Source organism: Paenibacillus sp. sgz302191 (assembly GCF_057749925.1).
This window is the reverse complement of record NZ_JBYLHY010000006.1, coordinates 219,693-240,806: the sequence shown is the minus strand read 5'-3', so window position 1 is coordinate 240,806 and position 21,114 is coordinate 219,693. Positions and strand designations below refer to the sequence as shown.

23 protein-coding genes and 1 other RNA gene are annotated in these 21,114 nt (G+C 53.0%); all 24 read left to right on the top strand.

What is annotated here, in order from left to right:
- Positions 1-58: 58 nt before the first annotated feature.
- Entirely contained in the window at positions 59-409 is a 351-nt protein-coding gene (locus AC3G2T_RS11365; RefSeq protein ID WP_474684506.1) for a histidine triad nucleotide-binding protein, read from the top strand.
- 112 nt (positions 410-521) lie between these two features.
- The gene (rpsU, locus tag AC3G2T_RS11360; RefSeq protein ID WP_010491812.1) at positions 522-695 is read left to right on the top strand and encodes a 30S ribosomal protein S21; all 174 of its coding nucleotides are present in this window, start codon (positions 522-524) and stop codon (positions 693-695) included.
- A 15-nt stretch (positions 696-710) separates the two neighbouring features.
- Positions 711-1,154: a GatB/YqeY domain-containing protein gene (locus AC3G2T_RS11355; RefSeq protein ID WP_474684505.1), complete on the top strand. Its 444-nt coding sequence runs from the start codon at positions 711-713 to the stop codon at positions 1,152-1,154.
- Between the two features lie 135 nt (positions 1,155-1,289).
- A complete protein-coding gene (locus AC3G2T_RS11350; protein ID WP_488435504.1) occupies positions 1,290-1,943 on the top strand; it encodes an NfeD family protein in 654 nt (217 codons plus the stop codon).
- Positions 1,944-1,962: 19 nt separating this feature from the next.
- Positions 1,963-2,955, top strand: a complete 993-nt coding sequence (gene floA / locus AC3G2T_RS11345) for a flotillin-like protein FloA (RefSeq protein ID WP_488435503.1) — start codon at positions 1,963-1,965, stop codon at positions 2,953-2,955.
- Positions 2,956-2,969: 14 nt separating this feature from the next.
- The gene (locus AC3G2T_RS11340) at positions 2,970-3,401 is read left to right on the top strand and encodes a hypothetical protein (protein ID WP_488435502.1); all 432 of its coding nucleotides are present in this window, start codon (positions 2,970-2,972) and stop codon (positions 3,399-3,401) included.
- Between the two features lie 1,025 nt (positions 3,402-4,426).
- On the top strand, positions 4,427-4,705 hold the full coding sequence (gene yqfC, locus AC3G2T_RS11335) for a sporulation protein YqfC (protein ID WP_474684500.1): 279 nt from the start codon (positions 4,427-4,429) through the stop codon (positions 4,703-4,705).
- Between the two features lie 36 nt (positions 4,706-4,741).
- Positions 4,742-5,935: a sporulation protein YqfD gene (gene yqfD, locus AC3G2T_RS11330; protein ID WP_474684499.1), complete on the top strand. Its 1,194-nt coding sequence runs from the start codon at positions 4,742-4,744 to the stop codon at positions 5,933-5,935.
- A gap of 6 nt (positions 5,936-5,941) precedes the next feature.
- On the top strand, positions 5,942-6,904 hold the full coding sequence (locus AC3G2T_RS11325; protein ID WP_474684498.1) for a PhoH family protein: 963 nt from the start codon (positions 5,942-5,944) through the stop codon (positions 6,902-6,904).
- A gap of 41 nt (positions 6,905-6,945) precedes the next feature.
- Entirely contained in the window at positions 6,946-9,174 is a 2,229-nt protein-coding gene (locus AC3G2T_RS11320) for an HD family phosphohydrolase (protein WP_488435561.1), read from the top strand.
- Positions 9,175-9,221: 47 nt separating this feature from the next.
- The gene (gene ybeY, locus AC3G2T_RS11315) at positions 9,222-9,746 is read left to right on the top strand and encodes an rRNA maturation RNase YbeY (protein WP_488435560.1); all 525 of its coding nucleotides are present in this window, start codon (positions 9,222-9,224) and stop codon (positions 9,744-9,746) included.
- Positions 9,746-10,450, top strand: a complete 705-nt coding sequence (locus AC3G2T_RS11310; protein ID WP_474684497.1) for a diacylglycerol kinase — start codon at positions 9,746-9,748, stop codon at positions 10,448-10,450. Before ybeY ends, AC3G2T_RS11310 begins: the two co-directional genes overlap by 1 nt.
- 40 nt (positions 10,451-10,490) lie before the next feature.
- Positions 10,491-10,910, top strand: coding sequence for a cytidine deaminase (gene cdd, locus AC3G2T_RS11305; RefSeq protein WP_474684496.1), 420 nt, complete (start codon positions 10,491-10,493; stop codon positions 10,908-10,910).
- Entirely contained in the window at positions 10,907-11,806 is a 900-nt protein-coding gene (era, locus tag AC3G2T_RS11300) for a GTPase Era (RefSeq protein WP_488435501.1), read from the top strand. The genes cdd and era overlap by 4 nt, the downstream gene beginning before the upstream one ends.
- Positions 11,807-11,888: 82 nt before the next feature.
- The gene (locus AC3G2T_RS11295; protein WP_488435500.1) at positions 11,889-12,047 is read left to right on the top strand and encodes a YqzL family protein; all 159 of its coding nucleotides are present in this window, start codon (positions 11,889-11,891) and stop codon (positions 12,045-12,047) included.
- Between the two features lie 29 nt (positions 12,048-12,076).
- A complete protein-coding gene (gene recO, locus AC3G2T_RS11290; RefSeq protein WP_488435499.1) occupies positions 12,077-12,826 on the top strand; it encodes a DNA repair protein RecO in 750 nt (249 codons plus the stop codon).
- Positions 12,827-13,007: 181 nt separating this feature from the next.
- Positions 13,008-13,823, top strand: coding sequence for a pyruvate, water dikinase regulatory protein (locus tag AC3G2T_RS11285; RefSeq protein ID WP_488435498.1), 816 nt, complete (start codon positions 13,008-13,010; stop codon positions 13,821-13,823).
- Between the two features lie 74 nt (positions 13,824-13,897).
- Entirely contained in the window at positions 13,898-14,371 is a 474-nt protein-coding gene (locus tag AC3G2T_RS11280) for a YaiI/YqxD family protein (protein WP_488435497.1), read from the top strand.
- Positions 14,372-14,430: 59 nt separating this feature from the next.
- Positions 14,431-16,275 carry a DNA primase gene (dnaG, locus tag AC3G2T_RS11275; protein WP_488435559.1) on the top strand — a complete coding sequence of 615 codons (1,845 nt, stop codon included), beginning with the start codon at positions 14,431-14,433 and terminating at the stop codon, positions 16,273-16,275.
- Positions 16,276-16,309: 34 nt separating this feature from the next.
- Positions 16,310-17,428, top strand: coding sequence for an RNA polymerase sigma factor RpoD (gene rpoD, locus AC3G2T_RS11270; RefSeq protein ID WP_474684490.1), 1,119 nt, complete (start codon positions 16,310-16,312; stop codon positions 17,426-17,428).
- Positions 17,429-17,566: 138 nt separating this feature from the next.
- Positions 17,567-18,397, top strand: coding sequence for a hypothetical protein (locus AC3G2T_RS11265; RefSeq protein ID WP_488435496.1), 831 nt, complete (start codon positions 17,567-17,569; stop codon positions 18,395-18,397).
- A 3-nt stretch (positions 18,398-18,400) separates the two neighbouring features.
- Positions 18,401-19,162, top strand: a complete 762-nt coding sequence (locus AC3G2T_RS11260) for a tRNA (adenine(22)-N(1))-methyltransferase (protein WP_488435495.1) — start codon at positions 18,401-18,403, stop codon at positions 19,160-19,162.
- Positions 19,138-20,247, top strand: coding sequence for a Nif3-like dinuclear metal center hexameric protein (locus tag AC3G2T_RS11255; protein WP_488435494.1), 1,110 nt, complete (start codon positions 19,138-19,140; stop codon positions 20,245-20,247). Before AC3G2T_RS11260 ends, AC3G2T_RS11255 begins: the two co-directional genes overlap by 25 nt.
- A 103-nt stretch (positions 20,248-20,350) precedes the next feature.
- An RNA gene (gene rnpB / locus AC3G2T_RS11250) (RNase P RNA component class A) lies at positions 20,351-20,779 on the top strand.
- Positions 20,780-21,114 lie beyond the last annotated feature (335 nt).

Genomic DNA, 21,114 nt, shown 5'->3' with positions numbered 1-21,114 from the left:
TTTTTCGTTAAGATTAGAGTAACCGTTATTCAATTGAAAGCAGAGGAGAAGCCGAAGAATGAGCGATTGTATTTTTTGTAAAATTGTCGAAGGCTCCATACCTTCCAAAAAAGTTTACGAAGACGACCGGGTCGTCGCGTTTCATGACATTCAGCCTGCGGCTCCGGTCCATGTGCTGATCATCCCGAAAAAGCATTTTGCTTCGCTGAACGATGCGGGCGAGGAGGATTGGGAAGTGATCGGGCTCGTTCACAAGGCGGCCCAGCACATCGCCAAGCAGCTTGGCGTCGCCGAATCCGGCTATCGCCTCGTGAACAATTGCGGGCCTAATGCGGGACAAGTCGTGTTCCATCTTCATTATCATCTTCTTGCAGGGGCGAAATTGGCTCCGCTGGGCGTGGCGAATTAAGGTCTTGATACCAATGGAAGGATTCCGATTGACACCTAATTCCCGATAACATATAATGTAGTTTGATGAACCGCTTTATCTTGGACGGTCTGTTCGGAGGGAGGGAAAACTGGTGTCAGAAACTCGAGTTCGCAAGAACGAAACTATAGATGCTGCACTTCGTCGCTTTAAGCGTTCCATCGCTAAAGATGGCGTTCTAGCAGAGGTTAAAAAACGCAAACATTATGAAAAGCCTAGCGTCAAGCGCAAGAAGAAGTCAGAGGCTGCTCGTAAGAGAAAGTTCTAGGAGGCAATTCAGTCAATGAGCTTAAGCGAACGATTGAACGAAGATATGAAGTCAGCGATGAAGAGTCAGGACAAGTTCAAACTCTCCGTAATCCGTATGGTTCGTTCTACTATCAAGAATTCCGAGATAGACTTGAAGAGAACCTTAGATGATAATGAAGTGCTTGACGTTCTAGCTCGTGAGATCAAGCAGCGCAGGGATTCCCTCCAAGAATTTGAAAAAGCGGGCAGAGACGATCTGGCCGAAAGCCTGCAAGCAGAACTGGCCATCCTTACCGAGTACATGCCGCAACAGCTTACCGAGGAAGAAGTAAAAGCCATTGTACAGCAGACCATCCAACAAGTTGGTGCTTCTTCCAAAGCGGATATGGGCAAAGTAATGGGGGCATTGATGCCGCAGGTAAAAGGACGCGCTGACGGTAAACTTATCAATCAGCTGGTCCAACAGTTATTAGTGTAATTAAAGATGAACAACAAGACCGGAAAGAGGTAAATCTTTCCGGTCTTTTCATTTTTGTGTGAAACAGTTTGTGCGTTCAAACGTACATATGAATGGTGCCATGCAGATAGCTTTCAGGAAAGGGGGTGATTGACGATGCTTGCGGACCATTTGTCTGCCTTTCTGACCCATCCGGTTACGGCTACCGTGCTGCTGCTGGTCGGAATAGTAGGTATTGCGCTTGAGTTGCTTTTTTTCAGCAGCGGGCTGTTGGCTGCCGCCGGCGCGGCCGGGTTCGGCTTGTATTTCCTCGGTTATTATTTGGCGGGGGTTGCGGGCTTCGGCGATTTGGCCGTCTTTGGGATCGGGATTTTACTGCTCATCCTTGAGTTGGTAGTCCCCAGTTTTGGAATACTCGGCGTGCTGGGCGCGATATGTTTGTTCGGCGGGGTCATGATGGCTTCATCGGATCCCAAGGAAGCCGCGCTGACGCTCGGCATCGCATTTTTGCTATCTATCGCCGTGATCGCTTTTGCCGTCAAATATTTTAAGCACCGCGGCGTATGGAACCGTTTTATTTTGCGGGAGCAGTTGACCGCTGACAAAGGCTTTTCCGCAAGTCCCGACAAGGCGCATCTATTGGGCGCAGTCGGCGAAGCGATAACGCCTCTTAGGCCCGCAGGGACCGCGCTGATCGGGGGCGAACGGATCGATGTTGTGACCGGCGGCAGCTTTATTCAAAGCGGAAAGCAGATTGTCGTCATTCAGGTCGAAGGAACGCGCGTTGTAGTAAAGGAACAATCCACTTAACTTTTGAGGGAGGTACTTCATGACTTTGGAACCGGGTTTGTATTTGCTGCTGGTGGCAGCCATTATCATTATTGCGCTGTCCGTACTACTGAGCGTTGTGCCGGTGATGCTGTGGATATCCGCGCTGGCCTCGGGCGTCAGAATCAGCATCATCACGTTGATAGCGATGCGCTTGCGGCGCGTCATTCCGAGCCGGATCGTAAATCCGATGATCAAGGCGACTAAAGCCGGGATGAATTTGAGCATCAATCAGTTGGAAAGCCACTTTTTGGCCGGGGGCAACGTCGACCGCGTCGTCAATGCGCTCATTGCCGCGCACCGCGCCAATATTCATCTGGAATTCGAACGCGCGGCGGCGATCGATCTTGCCGGGCGCGACGTTTTGATGGCCGTGCAAATGAGCGTTAACCCGCGCGTTATTGAAACGCCTACCGTTTCGGCCGTCGCCAAAAACGGGATCGAAGTGAAAGTTATCGCACGCGTAACGGTTCGCGCGAATATCGACCGGCTGGTCGGGGGCGCGGGCGAAGAAACGATTATTGCGCGTGTCGGCGAAGGGATCGTTACGACTGTAGGCAGCAGCGATTCCCATAAGGACGTTTTGGAAAACCCCGACATGATTTCCCGGACCGTGCTGGGAAAAGGGCTTGATGCCGGAACGGCGTTCGAAATTCTTTCGATCGACATCGCGGACGTGGATGTGGGCAAAAATATCGGCGCGCATCTGCAAACGGAGCAAGCGGAGGCCGACAAGCGTATCGCCCAGGCGAAAGCGGAAGAGCGGCGCGCTATGGCTGTTGCCGCAGAGCAGGAGATGAAAGCGCGGGTGATCGAGATGCGCGCGAAAGTTGTCGAATCGGAGTCCCAGGTGCCGCTTGCCATGGCCGAAGCGCTGCGCAGCGGTCAATTGGGCGTCATGGACTACATGAATTTGAAGAACATCGATGCTGACACGCAGATGCGCTCCTCGCTCGGCAAACTGAGCGACGGCGGCAAAAACGAGAGGGAATAGGAGGAACCTTTCCCATGCAGAAGTTGATTACGTTCCTGATTCAAAACTGGTACTTGATCGTCATTGCGCTGACCGTGCTGTATCAGCTTGGCAAAAAACAGCGGCAGGCCGCGAAAGGAAGCGACCGCACGCCGAGGATGCCCTCGTTCGGCGGCGCGCAGCCTCCCGCCGCCGCGCGCCCTTCTTCGGCGCCAACCGAAGAAGGACGGCGCACGGACAGCGGCTCCGCCAGGGCCGCCGCTGCCTCCTCCGTGCCTTCCGCTGAGCGCGGGAAGGCATCTCCCTTCGGTGCCTCTGAGGGCGGCTCAGAGGCTGTACAGGAGCCGGCAGCGGCAGAGCCTGCCGGCCTCCTCACGGAGCAGCCGAGCCGGCAGCAGCTGCTCCAAGGCGTGGTGTGGGCCGAAATACTCGGCCCACCCAGAGCCAAAAAGCCGTATCGCAGATAACGGCTTTGTGCGACCGCCCTTCCCCCAATCCAGGGGAAGGGCGGTTTTTCTGTGCCGCTTTGCCATGTGCAAGCGGCCGGTTTGAAGGAAAAGCCTGCGATTGTTCCCGACTCAAACGATTCTAAGCCCGGTGTGTGGCCGAAAATTGCTTCACACTTCAGACTGATGAGAAAAACGTACATTGGAGGGACGCATTCCTGTTAGCGTGAGGAAACCTGCACAAGTCAGGGTGTTGATAAAGTAGCGGGTTAGAGGTCGAAGGGGCGGCAGCCGTTATTTCCCCAATCTACACCTTTCCTGCATGAGTTTCGATGTTGGAGTGGGCCGCACCTTTCCTATACGAGTTGTGGTGTTGAAGTGGAGGCACACGTCGGCTTGGCTGGGAGAAAGCCTGCAAAAGTGCAGGTTTTTTTCGGGAAAAAGGTTCATTTTGGCGAAAAACCTGCGAAAGTGCAGGAATTTTCCGCGAAAGTGAACCTGAACCCATGTTCGCAGCGAAAAGCCTGCACAATTGCAGGAATTTTTCGTTGTCAACGTACTGACGAGCAAAAAACTGTACTTTCGCAGGTTTTTTTGCTCAATCAGGCAAATTGTGTGACCAGCGCTGACGTGGGAGTTACTGGGCAGCCATACTTTACAATTGTTGTGCTGCATGCCTCCGCCCGCCCTCTCCCGCCCGCGCTCTTGCGCCTTGCGACTGCGCCGTCGCCTCCATCGTCCTCGTCCTTGCGCCTTGCGACTGCGCCGTCGCCTCATCGCCCGCGCCCTTGTGCCTTGCGTCTGCGCTGTCGCCACCCCCGCCCGCGCCCATGCGCCTTGCGACTGCGTCGTCGCCACCCCCGCCCGCGCCTTGGAGCGCCTAGCGGCCTGTACCGAACACGCCAACATTTTCGAGGCGGGATGTCCTTCTTCCGGCTTCGCGTACGGTTTTTCTCATAAAACGGATGCATTCCGCATACTTTGGTAGAAGTTTACACGCTCCTGACCCGTCATCATCATCCGTACAGAGGGGGTACTGCCAAGCTATGCGTCGCTTGACTCACAAATGGAACCAGTTAACGGCCAAAATCCTCGATCTTCCCCAGGACGTGGTACAGGATTTGCCTCGCATCACGATGATCGGCAACGTACAGCTTTATGTGGAGAATCACCGGGGCGTGCTTCATTTTTCCAGCGAAATATTGAAACTGGAGCTTACCAAAGGAAAGCTTGAAGTATACGGCAAGCAGCTTGTCATCCGCGCGATTTTATCCGAAGAGATGTTTATCGAAGGTCTCATCGACGATGTGAAATATATTCCTTAGTTGTGTTGCAGGCGATTAAATGGGGGGCTGTTCGTTATGAAGCAATCGATGTTCATTGCCCGGGTCCGGGGTTATGTCCGCATAGAGCTGCGAGGCAAGGATTGTGAAAAGCTGATCAATCCCATGATGGAGAAAGGGTTCTCCATATGGGATATTAAGCCCGCAAGCGGGGACAAGCTGGAGATGTGCATCACGATCAAAGATTTTTTCGGCTTGCGGCCGCTTTTAAAGCAGACAGGCTGCCGGGTTCATGTGCTGCAAAGATTTGGGCTTCCTTTTTTTATGGACAAACTGGGGGCGCGGAAGCTGTTTATCGGCGGCATGATCGGCTTTTTCATCGGTTTGTACGCGCTGACCTCTCTCGTCTGGCAGGTGAGCGTGGAGGGCAACGAGCGCATTCCCAAGGCGGATATTTTGCAAGCGGCTTCCAAACAAGGCATTTACCAATTCCAATGGAAGTTCAGATTGAAGGAGTCGGAAGAACTGGCCCGCGAAATTCAGGGAATGCTGCCGAAAGCCGCCTGGGTCGGTGTCGAAATCCGCGGTATTCACGTTGTGATCAAAGTCGTTGAAGCGACGGTCCCGGATAAGGGGCCGCTTATGAATCCGCGCCATCTGGTAGCGTCCAAGAGCGCTCTGATTACCGAAATTTATACGGAAAAAGGCCGGCCGATGGTGAAGCCGAATACGTACGTGCGCAAAGGGGACGTGCTTATTTCCGGCATCATCGGCGACGATACGAACAGCAAAGTTGTTGTCGCAAGCGGCAAAGTCAAGGGGCTCGTGTGGTACACTTCGCAAATCGAAGCTCCTTTGACGAAAAGCTATAAAGCGTACACGGGCGAGTCGGTCGTCCGCCGTTATCTCGTTTTCGGCACGAGGGCGCTGCAGCTTACGGGCTACGGAAAGCCGCCGTACGGCAGCTTTGAAACGATACCGGAACGCAAGTCGATCCAGCTTGGCAAGTACACGCTGCCCGTCGGCTGGCTTCGCGAGAAGGTGATGGAAGTGCAGAACGTGCAGGAGCCGATTGAAGCGGCGGACGCCAAAAAGAGCGGTTTGGAGCAGGCGAGAGCCAAGCTGCTGGCCTCAGCCGGCAGCGATTCGCGCATTGCGGGCGAAAAAATTTTGCATGAGAAAACAGAGAGTGGTAAAGTTTATATGGAAGTGCATTTTGAAGTAGAAGAAAACATAACCGAAGAGAGTCCAATTGTCACACAAGGAGAATGAGGCCTGTTGGTAGAAAACGCGCAAACGGTGAAAGTATCTTTGAAAAATCCTGCTGAAGGATTAGCTTTATTCGGACCCCAGGACAAGTTCCTGCATCTGATCGAAAGGGAAATCGAAGCGCAAATTTATACGCGCGAAGCGGAAATAACGATTCAAGGGGCTGCTGCCGAAGTGAACTCGCTTCAGCAGCTTTTTGAGGTTTTGATCGAGCTTATCCGCAACAACTACGTTTTGACGGAACGCGATGTGCTGTATGCGGTGGAACTCGCGAAGCAATTGAAAGCGGATCAACTGCTCGATCTGTTCAAAAGAGAAATTACGACGACGCACCGCGGCAAACCGATTCGGGTCAAAACGATCGGACAACGGCAGTATGTCTCGACGATTAAAAAGAAAGACATCGTATTCGGAATCGGACCGGCGGGCACGGGCAAAACGTATTTGGCTGTCGTCCTGGCCGTTAGCGCGCTGAAGGAAGGGCAGGTCAAACGCATCGTGCTGACCCGTCCCGCCGTCGAAGCCGGTGAAAGTCTGGGATTTCTTCCCGGCGACCTTCAGGAAAAAGTTGACCCTTATTTGCGCCCATTGTATGATGCTCTTAACGACGTTTTGGGCGCCGAACAGGTTGCCAAGTCGTTGGAGCGGGGCTTGATTGAAATCGCCCCTCTGGCTTATATGCGCGGCCGTACGCTGGACGATTCGTTCATCATCCTCGACGAAGCGCAAAATACGACTCCGGAGCAAATGAAAATGTTTCTCACGCGTCTCGGTTTCGGCTCGAAGATGGTCATAACCGGCGACGTGACGCAGATTGACCTGCCGCGCGGCAAATCGTCGGGTCTGGTCGAGGCGGAGCGCATTTTGCACGGTATCGAAGAAATCGGCTTTATTCATTTTGATGAACAAGATGTTGTCCGCCATTCTCTCGTGCAAAAAATTATTGTTGCCTATAACGAGGTTAAAGACTAAGCACCAGAACGGTTGTAATGTAGAGAGGAATGACCTCCGTGATGAAGAATGAAGTGCATATCAAGGGCAAATTTCATTACCGGCTGATCGGATGGAAGTACAGCAATTGGGTACGCGTTCTGTTGTTTCTCCTGCTCGCGCTGATCTTTTATATTTCTCTTTATTCAAAGCTTGTTCCGCAAGTGTACGATATACAGCTCGGCGCGGTCAGCGAGAAAACGATCTATGCCCCGCGGCAAATTGAGGACGCCGTGGCTACCGAGCAGGCCAAGGAAGACGCGGCCAAGCGGGTGCAGCCGGTATACCGCATTGTAAGTCTCAAGAATGATGCGCTGATCGATGCGATATTTGACAAGCTGCTCCAGATCAACGGCGACGAGGAAGTCAAATTCGACGACAAAGTCAGCATTTATCGCAGACTCATTCCCGGCATGATCGGCGACCTGGAGAACCAGTCGATCAAGGCGCTGCGGGTAAGCGGCCAGTACAACGAAACTTTGCTTGAGCAGATGCAGAAGGATCTTACCGAGCAGCAATATCAGTTTCCGGAAGAAGCTTACTTCAAGCTTCCCCGGTTAACGAAAGAAGATTTGACGGCGATGCTTCCCGTCGCGAAGGACATCGTGTTCAAACTGATGAACGATCAAATCATGGATGCCCAGACGGTGCGCGCGAAGGTGGCGGAGCAGGTCAACACATCCACTCTGACGAAGAATACGTCCAGAGAAATGGTTACGGAAATCGCCAGGGCCGTCATTACGCCGAATAAGTTTTTCGATCAAAAAGGGACGGACGACGCCAGGGCGCAGGCCAGAGAAAGCGTCAAGCCGGTTTTCATCAACAAGAACGACGTTCTCGTCCATGTCGGCGACGTCATTACACCGGAAATTTACGCGAAGCTGGACAAGCTGGAACTGCTGAAGGACAAAGCGAACCATCTTCCGCAGTTGGGCCTCGGCGTGTTGTCCTTATTGCTTTCATTCGTCATGTATATGTTCGTCAAGCAAAGCGCTTTGCCGATTCATTACAACAATTCCCAGCTTGTCATGCTGCTGATGATTTTCACGATCAATACGATCGGCATGAAAATCATTTCGCTGGCGCAAAATCTTGAATACCCGCAAATTGGGTATTTGGCGCCGATGGCGCTCGGCAGCGTGCTGATCGCGATTTTGCTGGACGCCCAGATCGCCTTTATTTCCTCCGTTCTGTTCTCGATCATGGCCAGCATCATTTTCAATATCGAGCACCTGCAGCTTTTCGATTTCCGCTACGGACTTGTCAGCCTGGTGATATGCTTCGCGGCCGTATTTACGATCCAGCGGGCCAGCCAGCGCGCGACGATTTTGAAAGCGGGCCTTATGGTCTCGTTCTTCTCGATGCTGACCATTACGGCCATGCTGCTGATGGAAGACCAGCTTTCGCGCAAGGAAGCTTTGTTCTCGCTTTCTTTTGCGGCTGCCGGCGGCTTGCTGACGGCTGTCTTCGTTATCGGGCTGCTGCCTTTCTTTGAGGCCGCCTTCGGCATTTTGTCGCCGCTCAAGCTGGTGGAGCTGTCGAATCCGAATCATCCGCTGCTTCGCAAGCTGCTTACGGAGACGCCGGGAACGTATCACCACAGCGTCATGGTGGGCAACTTGTCCGAAGCGGCCGCCGAATCGATCGGCGCGGACGGCCTGCTGTGCCGGGTCGGCTCTTATTATCACGACATCGGCAAGACGAAGCGCCCGAGTTATTTTATCGAGAACCAGACGAATATCGAGAATCCGCATGACCGGATCGATCCGAATTTGAGCAAATCGATCATTATCGCGCATCCGCGCGACGGCGTCGAAATGCTCAAAGATTACAAAATTCCGAAGCCGCTCCGCGATATCGCCGAGCAGCATCACGGCACGACGCTGCTGCATTACTTTTTCCATAAAGCGGTAAAGCTGGCGGAGGAAGAGGGCAGTGACAAGGAATACCGCGAGGAAGATTTCCGCTATCCCGGCCCGAAAGCGCAGTCCAAGGAAGCGGCTATCGTCGGCATTGCCGACAGCGTGGAAGCGGCCGTCCGCTCGCTGAGGAATCCGACGCTGGAACAGATCGATTCCCTCGTGCGCAAAATTATTAAATCCCGGCTCGATGACGGGCAGTTCAACGAATGCGACATTACGATCAAAGAGCTGGATACGGTGGCGAAGACGCTGAATGAAACGCTGCTCGGCATCTTTCATTCGAGAATCGAATATCCGAGCGAATTGGCACAGAAGAAACCGGCCCAATAAGGGCCGGCGATACATAGATCTAAGGGAGGCTGCTGCAAATGGCAAGTATGGACCTAACGCTGGAATGGAGCAGCGAACAGGAATTCAAGGAAATATCGCCTGAATTTATCGCCAAGCTGGAGGAACTGCTGCAGCTTGCAGGCGAGCAGGAAGGGATCGCCGCAGGCGAGGTGGCGCTGACTTTTGTCGACGATGAAGCGATTCATGAGCTGAACAAGCAGTATCGCGGCATCGATAAGCCGACCGACGTCCTGTCCTTTGCGATGAGCGAATTCGGCGAGGACGAAATCGAAATCAATTACGAGGACGGCGGCGAGCCTGAGGAGGCGGGGGAAGACGAAGGCGCCGTTTCGGAAGCTTTCATCGAGCCGCTCGGCGATATTATTATTTCCGTTCCGAGGGCGATCGAACAGGCTGAAGAATACGGGCACTCCGTAGAACGGGAGCTCGGCTTTTTGTTCGTGCACGGATTTCTTCACCTGATCGGCTACGACCATCAAAGCGAAGAAGAAGAAAAAGCGATGTTTGCCAGGCAGGAGGACATTTTGCAAAAGGCAGGTCTGACCCGCTGATGGGCGAAGGCTTCCGCAAATGGCGCAGGAGCTTCCGGTACGCTTACGAAGGAATCAAATACGCCCTGGATTCGCAGCGCAACATGAAATTCCATTTCTGCGTTGCTTTTCTTGTTTTGCTGGCCGCTTTGTTCTGCCGGCTTCCAAAGACGGACATCCTGTTTATTTTGCTGGCCGTCACCTTGATGATTGTCACCGAGCTTATCAATACCGCGGTGGAAAAAGCGGTCGATCTGGCGATGCCGGACCGCCATCCGCTGGCGAAGATCGCCAAGGACGTAGCCGCGGCGTCCGTCCTGGTGTCGGCAGGCTTTGCCGTCGTCGTGGGCATGATCGTATTCTACGAGCCCCTCGACCGGCTGTTCAGACAGTCGAAGCTGCAGCATATGCCTATATCGGCCGGCCCCGTATGGGTGCTGATCGCGCTCGTTATTTTGACGGTCATCGTCGTCGAGACCCGGTTTTCCGACAAAGGAAAGCTTGTCAGGCCCAGCTTGCTGACGGCAATCGCGTTCGCCGTATCTACGGTGATCGCCGTTTTCGTCGAAGCGACGGTGGCTGCGCTGCTGGCGTATATGTTGTCGGCCCTAGTTTTCATCATTTTGTACGATAAAACAACGAGGCCTTTTCCGGCGCTGTTTCTCGGAGCGGTCATCGGTACGGCCGTTACGATTCTCGCCTTTGTCTGTTTCAATTTACTGTAAGGTTAACGATGACCTCTTTTTCGTGAAAGGATGATCCGATATGGAACCTAAAGTATTGCTCCAACTCGCCGCTGAAGCGAGAGAACGGGCTTATGCGCCATATTCGCACTTTCTGGTCGGAGCCGCTCTGCTGGACGCAGACGGACACGTGCACAAAGGCTGCAACGTCGAGAACGCCGCTTACGGGCCGACAAACTGCGCGGAGCGCACGGCTCTGTTCCGGGCGATAGCCGACGGGCACAGCCCGGGGTCGTTCCAGGCTATCGCCGTCATCGGCGATACGGAAGGCCCGATTACCCCTTGCGGAGTGTGCCGGCAAGTGCTGGCTGAGCTGTGCCGTCCCGATATGCCGGTTTACATGGGCAATTTGAAAGGCGCGCTCGTCAAAACGACCGTAGCCGAACTGCTCCCGGGAGCTTTTACAACGAAAGATTTGCAATCAATGGAGGAACAAGAGTGAGCAAAAAGGAATTCAAATCAGGCTTCGTAGCGATTATCGGCCGTCCGAACGTAGGCAAATCGACGCTCATGAACCATATCATCGGCCAAAAAATCGCCATCATGTCGGACAAACCGCAAACGACACGGAACAAAATTCACGGCGTCTACACGTCCGATTCGGGGCAAATCGTTTTCCTGGATACGCCCGGCATCCATAAACCGACATCCAAGCTTGGCGATTATATGAGCAAGGTTGCTCACGGCACGCTTGGCGAGGTTGATGCGGTACTCTTTCTGGTAGACGTCGCCGAAGGGATCGGAGGCGGGGACCGCTACATTATCGAGCAGCTGAAAAACGTGGAAACGCCCGTCATTCTCGTCCTGAACAAAATCGACAAAGTGCACCCGGACGAGCTGCTGCCGATTATTGTCAGCTACAAGGACCTTTACAATTTCGCCGAAATTGTGCCGATTTCCGCGCTTCAGGGCAACAATGTGACGACGCTGCTGGAGCAGATCGTCCGGTATTTGCCTGAAGGCCCGCAATATTATCCGGCCGATCAAATTACCGATCATCCGGAGCAATTCGTCTGCGCCGAGCTGGTGCGCGAAAAAATATTGCATCTGACCCGCGAAGAGGTGCCTCATTCGATCGCCGTTCAGATTGAGGATATGCGCGTGGAAGAGAACGGGCTCGTGCGGATTTCCGCCGTCATTTTCGTCGAAAGGGATTCGCAGAAGGGCATTATCATCGGCAAGCAGGGAAGCCTTCTGAAGGAAATCGGCAAGCAGGCCAGACAAGATATCGAGGCGCTGCTCGGTTCGAAAACGTTTTTGGAGCTTTGGGTCAAGGTGAAAAAAGATTGGCGCAACCAGGAGCGGGTACTCCGCGATCTCGGATTCCGCAACGAATAATCGTACCAGTTATTGTTTCGAATAGAGAACCCTTTTACGTACCATCCTAAGAACATCACGTTCGATGGGGAGGATGCTGTACATGAAAGATTTTTCGTGGAAGTATTTTTCAATGACCGGTGATGTGGATGCTTACCTGCTGTATCGAAAGGCTGCCGGAGATCCGGGAGCGGACTGGGGATTGCAGGAGGAAGAGCCAAGTAACGAAGAACCGTCCGACTGGTCCGAACTGATCGACTGAGTCCTTGCGGTTTGTATGGGGGAAGTCAATTGCTGCGCAGTTTACAGGGTATCGTGCTTCGTAGCACCGACTACGGAGAGGGAGATAAGATCATCAGCCTGTTTACTCCCGAATTGGGCAAAGTAAGCCTGATGGCCAGGGGAGCGAAAAAAGTCAAGAGCAGACACGCCGCCGTCACGCAGCTGTTCACGTACGGCGATTTTGTGTTTTTTAAAGCCGGCAGTCAGATGGGCTCGCTGAGCAACGGAGAAATTATCGAGGCGCATCATGCGCTGCGCGAGGATTTGCACAAATCGGCCTATGCCGCTTATTTGGCGGAGATGACCGATCGCATGATGGGCGACGAAGAGGGCAGCGCTTTTTTGTTCGAGCAGTTGAAAGCGGGGCTTGCCGCCATTGAGGCCGACAAAGATATGCAGATCGTCGTTCATCTATATGAAATGAAAATGTTCGAGCTGGCCGGTTACCTGCCCGTCACGAATTGCTGCGTCTCGTGCGGCGCGGAGACTGAGTTGTACGCTTTCAGCCCGATGCTTGGCGGATGCCTGTGTTCCCGCTGCCGCTTCAAAGATACGACCGCAATTGCGATCGGGGAAGGCGCGCTGAAGCTGCTGAAACTTTTTCCGCGCATGGACATGCGCAGGCTCGGAGCCGTTCAGGTCAAAGAGGAAACCAAAACGCAGCTCAAGCAGTGCATGCGCGCTTACATGGACACCCATATCGGCGTCAAGTGGAAATCGAGAGGCTTTATCGAGCAGATGGAGAAATATGAAATATGAAATATGAATGTCACATGTTTGACATACGCCTTTTGCTCTGTTATGATGTTTTGAAAAAAGGTCTCGCCGATGTGCCGCCATGCATATCGGTGAGTTTTTTTGTGCTTTCGTTCTGTTCTTGCCGGACATACATACTAATGACTAATGAAGGGGTATCCCCGCTGAAAGGAGTAACAGATACATGGATGATCAAGCGCCAACCCGCGTATATGTCGTCTCGGATTCTGTCGGTGAGACGGGGGAGTCCGTCGTGCGCGCAGCGGCCATGCAGTTTTACCCGGCACAGGTGGAAATTATCCGCGCCCCTTTTATCCAAGATTGCGAGGGCATCGACAAAGTTCTGAACACGGTGAAAACGCACGGCGGCATCGTCGTATTTACCCTCGTCATTCCCGAACTGCGGGATGACCTGATCAGCAAAGCTATAGCGCACGGCATCACGTATATCGATCTGCTGGGCCCTATTATGTCGTCGCTCGGTCAAGTATTGAGGCAGGAGCCGCGCAGGCAGCCCGGAATGATTCATCCGCTGGACGAGGACTATTTCAAAAAAGTCGAAGCTGTCGAATTTGCAGTCAAATATGACGACGGCCGCGACTTTAGCGGGATTCGCAAAGCCGACATCGTGCTGCTCGGCGTCTCGCGCACGTCCAAGACTCCGCTGTCCATGTATTTGGCCCACAAAAAATTCAAAGTCGCGAACGTTCCGCTTGTGCCGGAAATGCAGCCGCCCGAGCCGCTGTACTCGGTACCCAAACATAAAGTGATCGGACTTCGCATCGATCCGGACAAACTGAACATTATTAGGCAGGAACGGCTCCGAACATTGGGGTTGGCGGAAAATGCAACCTATGCGAATGTGGAACGTATTAAATTGGAACTGGAGTTTGCAGACAAAATTATGAGCAAAATCGGCTGCGTCGTATTCGACGTTTCAAACCGCGCCGTTGAGGAAACGGCCAGCCTGATACTCGATTATATTGAGCGAACCGTATAAGGTTTTATGCTAAAGCTAGCAGGATTTTTTACAAGTTCATCGTATATAATATTACGGTAGGAATCCGGCCGAAGATGCGGAGGCTGAGGAAATTGCGAACGAGGACGATTATCGTCGATGCCGACGCGTGCCCTGTGAAAGCAGAAATCGAGCAGGCCGCCAAGCTATTTGGCGTACAGGTCTTATTGGTCGCTTCGTACGAACACCGGATGCAGGAAAGCGCACATTCCAAAATCGTACAGGTTGACCGTTCGGATCAATCCGTCGATTTGTATATTGCCAATCATATTCATGAAGGCGATATTCTGGTCACACAGGATTTTGGACTTGCTGCTCTTGGACTGGCCAAAGGAGCGGTCGCTCTGGGCAACCGGGGGCAGGAATATACGAATGGGACAATCGACTTTTTGCTGGACCGCCGTCACGAATCGGCCAAATTGCGCAGAGGCGGCAAGTACGGCAAAGGCCCCAAACCGTTTACCGATGCGGATCGACGACAATTTCTACAGCGTTTGACAAAAGTTTTGTCTTCCGATGCAGGAAATTGAATTTTAGTAGCGAATAGTAATGAGTCGGAACCGGATACCTGAATTGTAGGTGGAAGATGATGAGGAACGGACGCATACCTGACGAGGTTATTGAGGCTGTCCTCAAGCGCCACGACATCGTGGATGTCATTGGCAGACATGTGCATTTAACCAAGCAGGGGCATTACATGAAAGGGCTGTGCCCTTTTCATTCGGAGAAAAGCCCATCCTTTACCGTAACGCCGGAAAAGCAAATTTACCGCTGTTTCGGATGCGGGGCGGGCGGGAATATGATTCGTTTTCTGATGGAGATCGAAGGTCTAAGCTTTTCCGAAGCGGTGACCAAACTGGCGGAAGAAGCGGACATTCCTGTTACGTGGGAGGAAGCGACCGAGCAGCAGACGGAGCAGCAGCTGGAGAAATCCGGATTGCTCAAAGCTTACGATTTCGCTGCCAAGTTGTATCATTATATATTAATCAATACTGATCAGGGCAAAGCCGCAAAAAGTTACCTCACCTCACGCGGCATCACGGACAAACTGATCGAAACTTTTCAAATCGGCTACGCGCCGGCGATGTGGGATACGCTCGTCCAGCAGCTGGACAAACGGGGCTTTTCATTGCCCCTGATGGAAAAAGGCGGGCTGATTTCAGCGAGAAACGAAGGCGACGGCTACGTGGATAAGTTTCGCGATCGGGTCATGTTTCCGATTTGCGACGCCACCGGCAAAGTAATTGCCTTCGGCGGCAGGGCGATGGGCGATGTGCAGCCCAAATATTTGAACAGTCCGGAATCGATGCTGTTCAACAAGAGCCGAACGATGTACAACATGCATCAGGCAAGACCCCATATGCGCAAGCTGCAGCAGGCCGTGCTTTTCGAAGGATACGTCGATGTGATCAAAGCTTGGGAGGCCGGCGTTTATAACGGCGTCGCGACGATGGGCACAGCGTTAACGAAAGATCATGCGGCGGTATTGAACCGCAATGCGGACAAAGTCGTCGTATGTTATGACGGCGATAATGCAGGACAGTCCGCGGCATTCAAAAGCATACCGATTCTGGAAGAAGCCAAATGCAGAGTATCGGTAGCGATGCTGCCTGACGGCAAAGACCCGGACGAGTATGTCAGCACTTACGGTTTTGACCGATTTGTGCGGGAGATTATCGAACCTGCCGTACCGTCGATGAAATACAAGCTTTTATACATTCGTAAAAATTTCAGGCTGCACGAGGACGGTGACCGAGTTCGTTATGTGCAAACCGCAGTTAAAATGATTGCCGATTTTCCATCCCAGGTGGAACGCGACCATTATTTGAAACAACTGGCTTCCGAGTTTCCCGATTTCTCTTACGATTCCATGAAGCTGGATCTGCACGAAATCTTGCTGCAGTCGGAAAAAAACAGAACAGATGGGGATAATAAACCATTTCTGTGGAATAATGTTATGAATAATGGAAGAACAGCGGAACGAACACGACAAACGCCGGCGCTTTTGCCTGCTTATCACAATGCCGAACGCTTGCTGCTTGCGGTCATGATGCATGACCGGGAAGTGTGCGCGCATGTGGAATCGCAATTAGGCGATCAATTCAATGTGGAAGCTCATGCAGTATTAGCTGCTTATTTATATGCTTACTACGCTCAGAACGCTGAGCCCGATGCAAGCCGATACATTGCCATGCTGCAGGATGAACAGCTGGAGAGCTTAGCCAGCTCCATCATCATGATGGGAGCGGGTCACGGAATGAATGAACAAGTGATTGACGACTATATTCGCCAAATCCGCAAAGTTCCGATGCAAGAGGAAGTTGAACGCAAGAAAGAGGAAAGTCTCCTTGCCGTACGCGCGGGAGAACACCTTAAAGCCGCACAAATTGCTATTGAGATTATTGCCCTAGAACAGCGCTTGAAGTCAACATGAGACACTTAAAACTAGGGAGGAGGGAGTCCGTACTATGGCGAATGATCAACGTACCGAATTAGAGACAGAACTGACCTTGGACCAGGTGAAGGATCAGCTTATCGAGCAAGGGAAAAAACGCTCTTCATTGACTTACAAGGATATTATGGAAAAGCTCGCTCCTTTCGATCAGGACCCCGAGCAAATCGATGAATTTTTTGAACAGCTTTCGGAGCTGGGCATCGATGTGGGCAACGAGTCCGACGATGAGATGTCAATGAATCCGGACGACCAGGAACATGACGAGTTTAATTTTGACGATGATTTGGCGCTCCCGCCGGGTATTAAAATTAACGATCCTGTTCGGATGTATTTGAAGGAAATCGGCCGTGTACCGCTTCTTTCCGCGGAAGATGAAGTGGATCTGGCCAAACGGATCGAGAACGGCGACGAAGAGGCGAAAAGACGTTTGGCGGAAGCGAACCTCAGGCTCGTAGTCAGCATCGCAAAACGTTATGTAGGCAGAGGCATGCTGTTCCTCGATCTCATTCAGGAAGGCAACATGGGGCTCATCAAGGCTGTAGAAAAATTCGATCATACCAAAGGCTACAAGTTCAGTACCTATGCAACCTGGTGGATTCGTCAAGCCATTACCCGCGCTATTGCCGACCAGGCAAGAACGATTCGGATTCCTGTACATATGGTTGAGACCATCAACAAGCTGATACGCGTTTCCCGTCAGCTGCTGCAGGAATTAGGGCGCGAACCGACCCCTGAAGAAATCGCCAAAGAGATGGACCTCAGTACGGATAAAGTACGGGAAATTATGAAAATCGCACAAGAGCCCGTTTCGTTGGAAACGCCGATCGGCGAAGAAGACGACTCGCATCTGGGTGATTTTATCGAGGATCAGGAAGCGCTGGCTCCTGCCGATGCTGCGGCCTACGAACTTCTTAAGGAACAGCTCGAAGATGTGCTCGATACGCTGACAGAAAGAGAAGAGAACGTGTTGAGGCTTCGTTTCGGATTGGACGACGGACGTACGCGGACCTTGGAGGAAGTAGGCAAAGTATTTGGAGTCACTCGCGAACGGATTCGTCAAATCGAAGCCAAAGCGCTGCGCAAGCTGAGACATCCTAGCCGAAGCAAACGGTTGAAAGATTTCCTGGAATAAAATTCGCTGTATGAAGGCCCTGCCACGAAAGCGGCGGGGTTTTTTCGTTGCCGGACTGATGAACAGTTTGGGAAAACATGCTCTAATGCGTTCCGCTTGTTTTGCCGATAAAGAAGCTAGGGAAGGTGGAACGAATACATGGATGCCGAAAAAAGAAAACTGATCGTGAAAGAAATCGAGCATTGGCGGAGAAGTAAGCTGCTTCCCGAGCATTATTGCGATTTTTTACTGAATTTATATTTGGAAGAAGGAGCTTCGAAACCGAAATCGCTGATGGGGGTATCTGCTTCTTCCGTGGTAAACAGTAATTGGAAAATCTGGTTGTTCGTTTTTGCGGTCATTGCGGCAATTGCCTTATCTGCTCTTAATTTTAACTCTTTTGGAATGCCAATGCAAATTGGAATTTCCACTGTTTTTGTCGCAATTTGTTACATCTTTGCATTTCGTCAGCTTGCCAAAGCACCTGCCGTAAGTTATTTGCTGTGCGGCGTCGCTTCGGTGATGCTTTTGCTTCTCGGCGTTTATTTGCTGCATTTGTACAGTGTGGAATCGCCTTATGCATTTGTCGGTTATGTTGCTTTTTGCAGCATCGTTTGGTTGATCTGCGGATTGGCCGGACGGATGGGCATTTTCCAGTTTTGCGGCTGGATAGGGCTGATCGGCGTGTACGGATGGTTTTTGCTCAGAAAACTGGACAATCCCGGATGGCTTGCGCTTGAAATTAGCTGGATTCCGGTTAGTATATTACTTATATGGATCGCATGGCTGGCGCATCATACGAATAAACAATCCGCAGGAGTGATGATGCTTGTAGGAACGATGGTCTGGTTTGCGCCCGAGGCGTTTACTTTTCTCACCGATACGGACATCAGCTCGCGGGTCGTTCAATTATCGTTCACAGGCAAGCTGGTTTCGGCGGGAATGGTGTTATTTTGGCTCCGCAAAAAATGGGTAGAGTGGGTAATGTAAACAATGGTTAAGTTATCGAAAAGGCTTCAAATGATTGCAGACCGGGTGCCCCAAGGCTCCCGGCTTGCGGACATCGGCTCCGATCATGCGCTGCTTCCGACGTATTTGGCGCAGAACGGGGTTGTTTCTTTTGCCGTCGCCGGCGAAGTGAATCCCGGCCCTTATGAAGCGGCGGCCCGGCAGGTGAAAGAAAGCGGGCTGACCGGCACCATCAGTGTGCGGTCGGGCGACGGGCTCGCCGTAATAGAGCCTGGAGAAGTGGATGTCATCACGATAGCGGGTATGGGCGGAAGCTTGATCGCATCTATTCTGGAAGCGGGCAAAGCGAAGCTCGCAGGCGCCGGCAAGCTTATCCTGCAGCCGAATGTAGGCGAAGATCAAGTAAGGCGCTGGCTGGACGGCAACGGCTGGCTGCTTGTAGCGGAAGCTATTCTTGAAGAAGACGGGAAAATTTATGAGATTTTGACGGCCGAGCCGCTGAATGGCCGCGCACAGGACGGCGAAGCGCTGTACAAGGAACGGACGCTGCAGGGAACGCTGACGATTCGCAAAGAACGTCTGCTGCAGATGGGGCCGATGCTGCTTGAAGAAGCGGCCGGCGTATGGTTTCGCAAATGGGAAAGCGAGCTCGCGAAACTGGCGATGATTCAAGGGCAGCTTGCCCGGTCAACCGCGGACGCTTCGATAGAAAAAGCGGAAGCGATCGGACAGGAAATAGCGGAAATCAAGGAGGTGCTCGCTTGTTTGCAAAAGGTCAAACCGTAATTCAGCTTTTTGAGCAGCTTGCTCCCAAACATTATGCAATGCCCGACGACAAGATCGGGCTTCAGCTCGGCACCCTGCAAAAGGACATTCGCAAGGTGCTTGTCGCATTGGACGTTACGGACGAAGTCGTGGACGAAGCGATCCGGCTCGGGGTGGATCTGATCATCGCGCACCATGCGATTATTTTTCGCCCGCTGGCGCATATTCAGACAGATACGCCGGCAGGTCGGCTGTATGAAAAGCTGATCAAGCACAATATCGCGGTCTATATCGCACATACGAACCTGGATGTCGCCGATGGCGGCGTCAACGACATGATGGCGGCTGCGCTCGGATTAAGCGATCTGACGCATCTGGAGGACGTTCATACGGAAAAGCTGCATAAGCTCGTCGTCTTCGTCCCCGAGTCGCACCACGGGCAGGTGCTGGATGCCCTTTTCGCCGCGGGTGCGGGGGGAATCGGGCAGTACAGTCACTGCAGCTTCAACATCCCCGGGACGGGAACGTTCCTGCCGCAGGAAGGAACGCACCCGTTCATCGGGGAAGCGGGCAAGCTGGAACGCGTACAGGAAGTACGCGTGGAAACGATCGTAACCGCTAGCGTGCAGCGCAAAGCGGTTCAGGCGATGCTGAAGGCCCACCCCTACGAGGAGGTGGCCTATGATCTCTACCCGATGGACCTCAAGGGTAGAGTGTTCGGCCTCGGCCGCGCAGGCAAGCTGCCCGCGGCTATGACGCTCCGCGAGCTGGCCGCGCTCGCGAAGCAGGCGTTCGACGTGCCCGCGGTGCGCGTCGTCGGCGATTTGGCCCGGCCGATCCGCAAGGTGGCCGTGCTGGGAGGCTCCGGTTCGCGCTACATGCGGCACGCCATCTTTGCCGGCGCCGACGTGCTTATCACCGGCGACGTAGACTACCACACCGCGCACGATGCGCTCGCGGCGGGGCTGGCGATGATCGACGTCGGACACAACGTCGAGAAGATCATGAAGCGCGGCGTCGCCGACTACCTCGCCGCGCAGCTGGAGAAGACGGACACGCAGGTGCTGCCGTCCGAAGTGAACACCGAGCCGTTCCAATTCGTATAGGCCTATGCGGCGGAGGATGTTGATATCCGGCCGCTGCCTATTTTGGAATTGAGATTAAGGTTGTATTTCGGAAGCATTCCTTGTATACTAGCAAATGCACCGGAAAGTTTGACAGACAATCGCTGGCGGCGGGGCGACCCGCCGCGAGAGGAAAGTCCGGGCTCCACAGGGCAGGGTGCTGGATAACGTCCAGTCAACGCGAGTTGAAGGATAGTGCCACAGAAACGGACCGCCGATGGCCTCGCCGTCCTATGACGGCAACGGCACAGGCAAGGGTGGAACCGTGGTGTAAGAGACCACGAGGATCTATGGTGACATAGATCCTGGTAAACCCCACTTGGAGCAAGACCTAGAGGGACGCAGGCCGCTCTTGCAGCGGCAGCCTTAGCCCGAGGCGCGTCCGGGTTGGTCGCTTGAGCCGCGCAGCAATGTGCGGCCTAGATAGATGATTGTCGCTTCAATGGTGGCAGGGGAACAGACGCCCGTTACGACCACCGGAAGTACAGAACCCGGCTTACGGCAAACTTTCCAATACTGTCGGTTACCCGCAAGGCTTTGCGCCTTGTGGGTTTTTACTATATGCGTGCCTCTCCCTGCGTAGGTCGTAAAACTTCTGCTTAATTGGGCAGGAGCAACTTGGCAGGGAGAAAACCTGCGAATGTGCAGGCTGCCCGAGCAAGTCGCGACATCTGTGAGGGCTAGGGGAACGAGTGTGACTAACTTGGGGGATAGCCGCTCTAGGCGCGCCACTCCCGGTGTAGGCACTGGGCAGAAATCAGCTTGCTAGAGAGAAAACCTGCGAAAGTGCAGGTTTTTCTTCTGAAATTAGCTCATTTTGCCCAAAAACCTGCAAAAGTGCAGGAATTT

Coding starts and splice junctions, on each gene's coding strand:
- AC3G2T_RS11365 (WP_474684506.1), top strand. CDS start 59: ATGAGCGATTGTATTTTTTGTAAAATTGTCGAAGGCTCCATACCTTCC.
- AC3G2T_RS11355 (WP_474684505.1), top strand. CDS start 711: ATGAGCTTAAGCGAACGATTGAACGAAGATATGAAGTCAGCGATGAAG.
- AC3G2T_RS11350 (WP_488435504.1), top strand. CDS start 1,290: ATGCTTGCGGACCATTTGTCTGCCTTTCTGACCCATCCGGTTACGGCT.
- floA (WP_488435503.1), top strand. CDS start 1,963: ATGACTTTGGAACCGGGTTTGTATTTGCTGCTGGTGGCAGCCATTATC.
- AC3G2T_RS11340 (WP_488435502.1), top strand. CDS start 2,970: ATGCAGAAGTTGATTACGTTCCTGATTCAAAACTGGTACTTGATCGTC.
- yqfC (WP_474684500.1), top strand. CDS start 4,427: ATGCGTCGCTTGACTCACAAATGGAACCAGTTAACGGCCAAAATCCTC.
- yqfD (WP_474684499.1), top strand. CDS start 4,742: ATGAAGCAATCGATGTTCATTGCCCGGGTCCGGGGTTATGTCCGCATA.
- AC3G2T_RS11320 (WP_488435561.1), top strand. CDS start 6,946: ATGAAGAATGAAGTGCATATCAAGGGCAAATTTCATTACCGGCTGATC.
- ybeY (WP_488435560.1), top strand. CDS start 9,222: ATGGACCTAACGCTGGAATGGAGCAGCGAACAGGAATTCAAGGAAATA.
- AC3G2T_RS11310 (WP_474684497.1), top strand. CDS start 9,746: ATGGGCGAAGGCTTCCGCAAATGGCGCAGGAGCTTCCGGTACGCTTAC.
- cdd (WP_474684496.1), top strand. CDS start 10,491: ATGGAACCTAAAGTATTGCTCCAACTCGCCGCTGAAGCGAGAGAACGG.
- AC3G2T_RS11295 (WP_488435500.1), top strand. CDS start 11,889: ATGAAAGATTTTTCGTGGAAGTATTTTTCAATGACCGGTGATGTGGAT.
- AC3G2T_RS11285 (WP_488435498.1), top strand. CDS start 13,008: ATGGATGATCAAGCGCCAACCCGCGTATATGTCGTCTCGGATTCTGTC.
- AC3G2T_RS11280 (WP_488435497.1), top strand. CDS start 13,898: ATGCGGAGGCTGAGGAAATTGCGAACGAGGACGATTATCGTCGATGCC.
- dnaG (WP_488435559.1), top strand. CDS start 14,431: ATGAGGAACGGACGCATACCTGACGAGGTTATTGAGGCTGTCCTCAAG.
- rpoD (WP_474684490.1), top strand. CDS start 16,310: ATGGCGAATGATCAACGTACCGAATTAGAGACAGAACTGACCTTGGAC.
- AC3G2T_RS11265 (WP_488435496.1), top strand. CDS start 17,567: ATGGATGCCGAAAAAAGAAAACTGATCGTGAAAGAAATCGAGCATTGG.
- AC3G2T_RS11260 (WP_488435495.1), top strand. CDS start 18,401: ATGGTTAAGTTATCGAAAAGGCTTCAAATGATTGCAGACCGGGTGCCC.